Source organism: Streptomyces sp. NPDC001508, from assembly GCF_040298665.1.
Taxonomy (GTDB): Bacteria; Actinomycetota; Actinomycetes; order Streptomycetales; family Streptomycetaceae; genus Streptomyces.
Genome location: NZ_JBEPAP010000013.1, coordinates 154,095 through 162,351, shown reverse-complemented (window position 1 = coordinate 162,351; position 8,257 = coordinate 154,095). Strand labels below are relative to the sequence as shown.

The window sequence follows — 8,257 nt, the reverse complement described above, 5'->3', positions numbered from 1 at the left end:
CACGTCTCGCTCAGCCCCAGCCGGATCGGCGACATAGCCCGCGCCGCACTCGTCCTCAACGGAATCTGGAAATGATCTCCGTCGAGAAAACCTCAGTGAGTGGACGCAATTCCAAGAAGGCGATGCCGCGCCAGTCCTTCAGTCGGTTGCTCGGTCGCTCGACGGTGTCGCGGTCACGGTAAAACTCAGCGTCGAAAGTGGAGTGGCAGGCCCTGGCGAACAACGTCGGACCGACCCGGCCGAGTGGACACCCCGCTGAGAATCAGTGGACTGTGCGCTAACGACTGACAGCGACGCACACGGGATCCTTGGCTCATACGACCTTGCATTCGACGTATGGAGGCTCTATGAAACGCAGAACGGGCATGCTCGCCACAGGAGCAGCCGCCTTCCTTCTGGCCGTCGCGGTGGCTACCCCCGCCGAGGCGGCGGAGAGTTCGGGTTGCTTGACGAGTGATGACGGGGCTCGTGGCTACTGGGAGGGCACCCCGCAGGACCCGACTCTGGTGGATCCCCTGCATCTGGCAGTCCTGGACACCAAACGGGACGGACGTCACCCAGCCATTCGCTTCGTCACCAAGAACTACATCGGAAGTACCACCTACTGGCCCTGGCACCACAATTACGACGGCCATCCGAACTGGAAAGACTGGTACGGCCGGGCTCAGAGCAACGACGGTATGGTGCGTTGGACGGTGCAGGTGGCGAACTTCGACGGCAGCACACGCCGTAGCCTGTGCACGGCCGCATGGCAGAGCTAAGCAAGGTCGGGGACTGACGCGACGCGTTGCCCCGTCTCGGGGGCGTCGAGGGCGGTCTCCCACGGGTGTGAGTGCCGAGGTTGCCTTGCCGGGCGGCGTGGGGCACCAATCCGGGGCCCTGGCCGTCCTCGCAGACGACAGCCACCCCGGCCTTGCGCAGCTCGGCGACGTTGCGCGTACGGCCCGGTGCTCGCCGTTCAACGGCCGGTGTCCTGTGGCCACAGCACCCGCACTCCGCTCGGGTGGTGATCGAACTCAACGATCATCCAGGTCGGTTCTTGCCCTGCCTCGGGGCCAGTGTCTGGCTCCGGTCGCCCACCGCCTTCAGGAACTCTCAACCGGGATCGGTCGGCCGTACGTGACAGGCACCGCGGCCATCGGTCTGCGGGCGCTGATCGAGGAATTCTGCGTGGACTCCGTCCCGCACCACCTTGTGCTCTCGCCAGGCGCTGCTTTCCGCCTGATTTCCTCACACAGACGAGCACTCGGCCTGAGAGCATGCGTAACCACCGGTGGTGGCCTCCCGGCCGGCGCGTGGGGCGCCGCTGCTACACCCGGCACCTCACCTTCAGCGCCCGGCGCGACGTGCACGCTCACTTCATGCCCGAGGCCGGCAGAGAAGCGCACCGCCATCGACGGGCTGCTCGGGGGGAGAGAGATCGGGATGCGGGCGGAAACTCCCCAGGTTCTCCCCAGGGCTGGTCGTGGCCGGCTTCCTGGGCGGCAGGGGTGCGAGGTTGTTCGCGGATTGGAAGGTCAAGTAGGCGTGTAACCTGGGAAAATGCTGCCTGAGGTCACCGCGATCCGCTATATCACGCCGCTGCGTGAGGGCGGTTCGCTGCCGGGGCTCGTCGAGGGTGACGACCTCCATCCCTATGTCATGAAGTTCACCGGGGCGGGCCAGGGCCGCAAGACCCTGGTCGCCGAGGTGGTCTGCGGGGAACTGGCGCGCCGGCTCGGCTTCCGGGTGCCCCCGCTGGTGACGCTCGCGCTCGACCCGGTGCTGGGGCTCGGCGAACCCGACCGGGAGGTGCAGGAACTCCTCAGGTCCAGCGGCGGCACCAACCTCGGGATGGACTTCCTCTCCGGCGCGCTCGGCTTCGACCCGCTGGCCTTCGCCGTGGACCCCGGGGAGGCCGGGCGGATCGTCTGGTTCGACGCGCTGGTGAACAACGTCGACCGCTCCTGGCGCAACCCCAACCTGCTGATGCACCGCGGCGACCTGTGGCTCATCGACCACGGCGCCACCCTGATCTGGCACCACAACTGGCCGGGCGCCGACTCCTCCGCCGCCCGCCCGTACGACGCCTCGGACCACGCCCTGGCCCGGTTCGCACCGGACGTCGCGGCGGCCGCCGCCACGCTGGCCCCCCTGGTCACCGCGGACCTGCTCGCCGAGGTGACCGCCGAGATCCCCGATGCCTGGCTCGCCGACGAGCCCGGCTTCGACACGCCGGACGACCTCCGGCGCGCCTACGCACGGCCGCTCCTCACCCGGGCCGCCGACATCCACCAGCGCATCACCGGCATCGAGGGGGCCAAGTGACCGAGCGGCACATCATCAGGCCGGGCCAGGGCGGCGGCCGTGACGTCTTCGAGTACGCCGTGCTGCGCGTCGTACCCCGCGTCGAGCGCGGTGAGTGCATCAACGCGGGCGTGGTCGTGTACTGCCGGGCCAGGGCGTATGTGGGTGCCCGCATCCAGCTGGACGAGGCCAGGCTGCTGGCGCTCGACCCGGCCGCGGACACGGACGGCGTACGGGCGGCGCTCCGCGCGATCGAAGGGGTGTGCGCCGGTGGCGAGGCGGCCGGGCAGGCGGCCGGGGACGACGCGGGACGGCGCTTCCGCTGGCTGATCGCGCCCCGCTCGACGGTGGTGCAGCCCGGCCCCGTGCACACCGGGCTCACCACGGATCCGGCGGCCGAGGCGGAGCGATTGCTGGACCTCCTGGTGAGGTAATGGATCACATGCACCGGGTGTGCCGTTGACACCGGCTGCCCGGGCTTCTAGCGTCACGTCCACCGAGGGTACTAAGCGGTCGCTCATCGGGCGGGCGTACCGTGGGAGCCGTAGGCCGGTTGCCGACCAGGATTTCTCAAGGGCGAGGAGAACCAGCAATGTCCACCACTGAGCAGCGGGTCGCCGTGGTCACCGGAGGCGCCCGCGGTATCGGCGCCGCCACCGCCGTACGACTGGCCGCCGAGGGCCGCGCGGTCGCGGTGATCGACCTTGACGAGGCGGCCTGCAAGGACACCGTGGAGAAGATCACCGCCGCCGGCGGCAGGGCCGTCGCGATCGGCGCCGACGTCTCGGACGAGGCGCAGGTCGAGGCCGCCGTCGCGCGCGTCGTCGAGGAACTGGGCGCCCCCACGATCCTGGTCAACAACGCCGGCGTGCTCCGGGACAATCTGCTGTTCAAGATGACGACGGCCGACTGGGACACCGTCATGAACGTGCACCTGCGCGGCTCGTTCCTGATGACCAGGGCCCTCCAGAAGCACATGGTGGACGCCGGCTGGGGCCGCATCGTCAACCTGTCCTCGTCCTCGGCGCTGGGCAACCGCGGCCAGGTCAACTACTCCGCAGCCAAGGCCGGCCTTCAGGGCTTCACCAAGACCCTCGCCATCGAACTCGGCAGGTTCGGCATCACCGCCAACGCCGTCGCCCCCGGCTTCATCGCCACCGAGATGACCAAGGCCACCGCCGAGCGCGTCAAGATGGGCTTCGAGGAGTTCAAGGCGGCCGCCGCCACCCAGATCCCGGTGCAGCGCGTCGGCGAGCCCGAGGACATCGCCAACGCCATCGCCTTCTTCACCGGCGAGGCCGCCGGTTTTGTCTCCGGCCAGGTGCTGTACGTGGCCGGCGGACCGCTCGACTAGGGACCGATGAGGCACACGGACATGACTGAACTCCCGGAGCCGTCCGGCAAGGTCGCCCTCGTCACGGGCGCCAGTCGAGGCATCGGCTACGGCGTCGCCGCGGCACTGGTCGCGCGCGGCGACCGGGTCTGTATCACCGGCCGGGGCGAGGACGCCCTCAAGGAAGCCGTCGACAAGCTCGGTGCCGACCGGGTCGTCGCCGTCGCGGGCAAGGCCCATGACCTGGCGCACCAGGCCGAGGCCGTGGAACGTGCCATGGACGCCTTCGGCCGCGTCGACTTCCTGGTCAACAACGCCGGCACCAACCCGGTGTTCGGGCCGATGGCCGACCTCGATCTCGACGTCGCGCGCAAGGTGTTCGAGACGAACGTGATCTCCGCGCTCGGCTTCGCCCAGAAGACCTGGCACGCCTGGCAGAAGGACAACGGCGGCGCGATCGTCAACATCGCCTCGGTGGCGGGCCTCGCGCCCTCCCCGTTCATCGGCGCCTACGGCGTCAGCAAGGCCGCGATGATCAACCTCACCCAGCAGCTGGCGCACGAGTTCGCGCCCCGGGTGCGGGTTAACGCCATCGCCCCGGCCGTCGTTAAGACCAGGTTCGCCAAGGCCCTGTACGAGGGCCGCGAGGCGGAGGCCGCGGCCGCCTACCCGCTCGGGCGGCTCGGCGTGCCCACCGACATCGGGGGAGCGGCGGCGTTCCTCACCTGCGAGCAGTCCGACTGGATCACCGGGCAGACCCTCGTCGTGGACGGCGGCATCTTCCTCAACGCGGGCATCGGCTGACCACAGCGCGATCACGGGCCGCGCCGGCATCCGGGTGCGAAGGGGTCACCGCGCCGCACCCGGGCGCGAGGGGACCGCCGCGCGGGTAGCGATCGGGCGCACGAGAGCGTCGCTTCCCGGCCACACCACCGGCTTCTTCGACGTCTTCGGCGAACAACACCGGGCGGATCCCGCTGACCCTCTGGTACACCACCGGACCGGTACGGCTCCGGGACCACCGGCGCGCCGAGCACGCTGGATTCCGCGCTGGAGGACTCCGGCCTGTTCGCGATCACCCTGGAGAGCGGCTGCTGGAAGACCTATGGGGTGGGCTGCCAGAAGGGCGCGTACCCGGTGTTCGGGCGGGGCTGGTGCCCCGGATTCCCCGGCGCGGACCACTTCATCGCCCGTCCGCCCGCGAGCAGAACGCCCTCGGCACGCCCTGTCCGGCGCCCCGGATCACCGAGGAACTGCTGCCCGCGTCCCGGCGCGAGAGCGACCGCGCGAACGTGGTGAAGCAGTTCGAGGAGGCGCAGCGGATACTGGTGGACGACGCCCGGCTGCTGCCGCTGTGGCAGGGACGGCAGTACGCGGCGGCCGGCGACGACATCCCGGGCGGCGCGCGCGCTCGACCCGTCGACGATCACGATGCTGGGGGAGCTGCACCGCAAGACCGGCTGGTGACGGCGGTCGCGGCACCGATTGTCAGTGGTCGCCTGTAGGTTCTGAGATCTGCAAGTGACCGCACACCATAAGGATGTTGACGTGACCGACACCGCCATGCTGCCCGAGTCCTGGCGCGGGGTTCTGGGCGACGAACTGCAGCAGACCTACTTCAAGGAGCTGACCGAGTTCGTCGAGGAGGAGCGGGCGAAGGGTCCCGTCCACCCGCCGCGCGAGGAGGTCTTCGCCGCGCTGGAGGCGACGCCGTACGAGAAGGTCAAGGTGCTCATCCTCGGCCAGGACCCGTACCACGGCGAGGGCCAGGGCCACGGCCTGTGCTTCTCGGTCCGCCCCGGGGTGAAGACCCCGCCCTCCCTGCGGAACATCTACAAGGAGATGAAGGAGGAGCTGGGCACGCCGATCCCGGACAACGGCTATCTGATGCCGTGGGCCGAGCAGGGCGTGCTGCTGCTCAACGCGGTCCTCACGGTGCGCGGGGGCGAGGCGAACTCGCACAAGGGCAAGGGCTGGGAGAAGTTCACCGACGCGGTGATCCGCGCGGTGGCCGAGCGGCCGGACCCGGCCGTCTTCGTCTTGTGGGGCAACTACGCGCAGAAGAAGCTCCCGCTGATCGACGAGACCCGCCATGTGGTGGTCAAGGGCGCGCACCCCTCGCCGCTGTCCGCGAAGAAGTTCTTCGGCTCCCGGCCGTTCACGCAGATCAACGAGGCGATCGCCCGGCAGGGCCACGAGCCGGTCGACTGGACGATCCCGGACCTCGGCTGACCGCGCCGACGCGCGCCGGTGCCGTACGGGGGCGCCTGACCGGGATTGGCGGTGCCCCCGGTTAGCGTCGGGGTGGGACGGGAGCGCGGCGGCCGGCGGCGGCTTGCGGTGCCTGCGGCCACGAGACGGAGGAGGCGCCGTGGTGGAGCGACAGGAACAGGCCGCGCAGGACGGCGTACTGACCCGCATCGGGCAGGTCGTCATGCTGCACCACGGCGGGGACCGTGAGGAGGCCCGGCGCCGCCTGCTCGACCTGTGGACGGAGGTCGGGCAGGACGGGGACCCGCTGCACCGCTGCACGCTGGCGCACTATCTGGCCGATACACAGGACGATCCCTCGGACGAACTGGCCTGGGACCTGAGGGCGTTGTCGGCGGCACAGGAGGCGGCACAGGAGCCGGCGCAGGAGGCGGCGCAGGAGACGGCGCAGGAGACGGTGCGCGGCGGGCCGGACGGCGCCGCGGGCGCGGTCCGCGGCTTCTACCCGTCGCTGCACCTCAACCTCGCCGCCGACTATGTGAAGCTGGGCCGCACCGAGGCGGCCCGCAGCCATCTGCGCCGGGCCCGCGGCGCGGCCGGGGCCCTCGCCGACGATAGCTACGGCGACGGCGTGCGGGCGGCGATCAGCCGACTGGCCCTGCACCTGGGTGACCCGCCCCCGCCCGACGACGGCCCCTGGGAACCGCCACCCCGGCACTCCGTCTAGGGCAGCCCTAGGCGCCGGCGTCGCCGGCGTCAACGCCCGTACGTCCGCTCGCAGATGTGGAACTCGGGGCTGTCCGGGTGCCAGCCGCCGTAGTGTCTGCCCAGGGCGCACACGTCCGGGGCCGCGGGGGCGGGCCGGTACCGCCCGGGGGCGTCGGCGCGCGGCCGGGAGGCCGGTGTGCGGTGCGGCTGCGGGCGGGGGCGTGCGGGGGGCGACGAGGACTGCCGGGGCGACGGCGATGCCGCCGGAGCGCTCGGCGCGACCCGCTCCTTGCTCTCGGGACGCCGGGACGGGCCGACCATCTCCAGCGCCTCCCGGGCCGGCGCCTGCACCACACGGGGCTCGGCGCTGCCGTCCGGCCGGGGCGCCGACTGCTGTGCCCGTGCCGTACCCGGCGGCCCGGCGGTCGGCGGGCGCTGGACGGTGACACAGCCGGAGAGGGCCGAGACGGCCACGGTGACCAGAAGCGCGGCGGCGGTCGTCGTTCGATGCACCCACGCAACTCTGCTGCTTCAGCCACCCGATCGGGACGACGGGCGAGCGCAGGATGCCCCGCACGGGTGATCTCCCGCCCCGCGCGGGTGAAGCGGCGGTGCGCATGGTGACGTCATTCGCCGGTGGCACCGTCGATGCGCTCGCGGATCAGGTCCGCGTGCCCGTTGTGCCGGGCGTACTCCTCGATCATATGGGTGTAGATCCAGCGGAGGCTGAACGGTTCCTCGGAGGACCGGCTCACGCCCCTGGAGAGGTCGTCGAGTCCGAAGCCGGCCGCGTGGCGCCGGGAGGTCTCGATCTCGCCCTGCCAGGTGGCGTACGCCTCCTGCCAGGTGTCCGCCTCGGTGACGTGGAAGTCGCCGTCCGGGTCCTGCTCGCTGTAGTAGATCGGGCCCGCATCGTCGCCCACCAGCACCCTGCGGAACCAGCTCCGCTCGACCTCGGCCAGGTGCCGCACCAGCCCCATCAGGGACAGCTCGGACGGTGCGACCGCGGCGGTTCTCAGCTGTGCGTCGGTCAGGTCCGCGCATTTCAGGGCCAGGGTCTCGCGGTGGTAGTCGAGCCAGCCCTCCAGCATCGTCCGCTCGTCGGCGTTCAGGGCCGGTTCCCGGCGCTCGTTCGTCATGGCCGCCATTGTGGTCCGCCCGGCCCGCTGTCGGCACGGATTTTCCGCCGCCCGGCATCCCGTCGAGCAACTCCCGCACCCCTGCCCGCGCTTCGTCCAGGCTCGGCGCGCTGAACGATCCGGCCGCGCACGAGAACATCAGCCCGTCCGTCCAGGCGACCAGGGACAGCGCGTGCCGCTGTGGTTCGGTCGAGCCCAGCGCGGCGGCCATGGCGGCCGGCTGGTCCCGGAAGACGGCGCGCATCGCGTCGTAGAAGGCCCGCAGGACGGGGCGGCGAGTGGCCTCCGCCGCCCACCCGCCCCCGCGCCCCGCTGCCACCCGCCCCGCCGGCGGGTGCCGCACCCGACGGCGAGAAGGCCGAACTCCTGCGCCGGTTCGGCGGCCGGCACCATCCGAGCCCCGCCGTCATCGCCGCGGCCCGCCCCGAGGACGTCCTGCGGCACGACGTCCACCACATCGCCGGGCCGCTGCCCGCCCACCACCGCGGCCGGGTCGCGCTGCTCGGCGACGCCACGCACGCGAGGCCGCCCGCCCTCGGCCAGGGCGGCAGCCAGGCCGTCGAGGACGCCGTCGTCCTCA

General features: G+C 71.4%; 9 protein-coding genes and 3 pseudogenes. 9 read left to right on the top strand and 3 right to left on the bottom strand.

The genetic code is table 11. From position 1 onward, the window contains the following. Nucleotides 1–347 precede the first annotated feature (347 nt). The 8 genes and pseudogenes from ABT245_RS15560 to ABT245_RS15525 all read left to right on the top strand — a co-directional run bounded on the left by ABT245_RS15560 (nucleotide 348) and on the right by ABT245_RS15525 (nucleotide 6,557). Nucleotides 348–761, top strand: coding sequence for a hypothetical protein (locus tag ABT245_RS15560; RefSeq protein WP_351733687.1), 414 nt, complete (start codon nucleotides 348–350; stop codon nucleotides 759–761). Between the two features lie 781 nt (nucleotides 762–1,542). Beyond that, nucleotides 1,543–2,307, top strand: coding sequence for a HipA family kinase (locus tag ABT245_RS15555; protein ID WP_351733684.1), 765 nt, complete (start codon nucleotides 1,543–1,545; stop codon nucleotides 2,305–2,307). Then, nucleotides 2,304–2,720, top strand: coding sequence for a DUF3037 domain-containing protein (locus ABT245_RS15550; protein WP_351733681.1), 417 nt, complete (start codon nucleotides 2,304–2,306; stop codon nucleotides 2,718–2,720). The genes ABT245_RS15555 and ABT245_RS15550 overlap by 4 nt, the downstream gene beginning before the upstream one ends. A 158-nt stretch (nucleotides 2,721–2,878) precedes the next feature. Beyond that, nucleotides 2,879–3,640 carry a 3-oxoacyl-ACP reductase FabG gene (gene fabG, locus ABT245_RS15545; RefSeq protein WP_351733678.1) on the top strand — a complete coding sequence of 254 codons (762 nt, stop codon included), beginning with the start codon at nucleotides 2,879–2,881 and terminating at the stop codon, nucleotides 3,638–3,640. 21 nt (nucleotides 3,641–3,661) lie between these two features. Continuing rightward, a complete protein-coding gene (locus tag ABT245_RS15540) occupies nucleotides 3,662–4,423 on the top strand; it encodes an SDR family oxidoreductase (protein ID WP_351733676.1) in 762 nt (253 codons plus the stop codon). A 112-nt stretch (nucleotides 4,424–4,535) separates the two neighbouring features. After that, nucleotides 4,536–5,086, top strand: a pseudogene (locus tag ABT245_RS15535) (ABC transporter substrate-binding protein); the annotation flags it as partial. Nucleotides 5,087–5,167: 81 nt separating this feature from the next. Then, nucleotides 5,168–5,851, top strand: a complete 684-nt coding sequence (locus tag ABT245_RS15530) for a uracil-DNA glycosylase (RefSeq protein WP_351733673.1) — start codon at nucleotides 5,168–5,170, stop codon at nucleotides 5,849–5,851. A 139-nt stretch (nucleotides 5,852–5,990) separates the two neighbouring features. After that, entirely contained in the window at nucleotides 5,991–6,557 is a 567-nt protein-coding gene (locus ABT245_RS15525; RefSeq protein ID WP_351733670.1) for a hypothetical protein, read from the top strand. A 29-nt stretch (nucleotides 6,558–6,586) separates the two neighbouring features. On the opposite strand, the gene ABT245_RS15520 is transcribed toward ABT245_RS15525, so the two are convergent. From ABT245_RS15520 to ABT245_RS15510, 3 genes and pseudogenes are all read right to left on the bottom strand, one after another. Further along, entirely contained in the window at nucleotides 6,587–7,051 is a 465-nt protein-coding gene (locus ABT245_RS15520; protein ID WP_351733667.1) for a hypothetical protein, read from the bottom strand. Between the two features lie 113 nt (nucleotides 7,052–7,164). Further along, nucleotides 7,165–7,677: a DinB family protein gene (locus tag ABT245_RS15515; protein WP_351733664.1), complete on the bottom strand. Its 513-nt coding sequence runs from the start codon at nucleotides 7,675–7,677 to the stop codon at nucleotides 7,165–7,167. A 43-nt stretch (nucleotides 7,678–7,720) separates the two neighbouring features. Further along, nucleotides 7,721–7,969 (bottom strand): annotated as a pseudogene (locus ABT245_RS15510) (TetR/AcrR family transcriptional regulator); the annotation flags it as partial. On the opposite strand from ABT245_RS15510, the pseudogene ABT245_RS15505 reads away from it, so the two are divergent. After that, a pseudogene (locus tag ABT245_RS15505) lies at nucleotides 7,942–8,257 on the top strand (FAD-dependent monooxygenase); the annotation flags it as partial. The pseudogenes ABT245_RS15510 and ABT245_RS15505 sit on opposite strands and share 28 nt — an antisense overlap.

Bases quoted from the DNA above. Each gene is read 5' to 3' on its own strand.
- ABT245_RS15560 (WP_351733687.1), top strand. From the start codon at position 348: ATGAAACGCAGAACGGGCATGCTCGCCACAGGAGCAGCCGCCTTCCTT.
- ABT245_RS15555 (WP_351733684.1), top strand. From the start codon at position 1,543: ATGCTGCCTGAGGTCACCGCGATCCGCTATATCACGCCGCTGCGTGAG.
- fabG (WP_351733678.1), top strand. From the start codon at position 2,879: ATGTCCACCACTGAGCAGCGGGTCGCCGTGGTCACCGGAGGCGCCCGC.
- ABT245_RS15540 (WP_351733676.1), top strand. From the start codon at position 3,662: ATGACTGAACTCCCGGAGCCGTCCGGCAAGGTCGCCCTCGTCACGGGC.
- ABT245_RS15515 (WP_351733664.1), bottom strand. From the start codon at position 7,677: ATGACGAACGAGCGCCGGGAACCGGCCCTGAACGCCGACGAGCGGACG.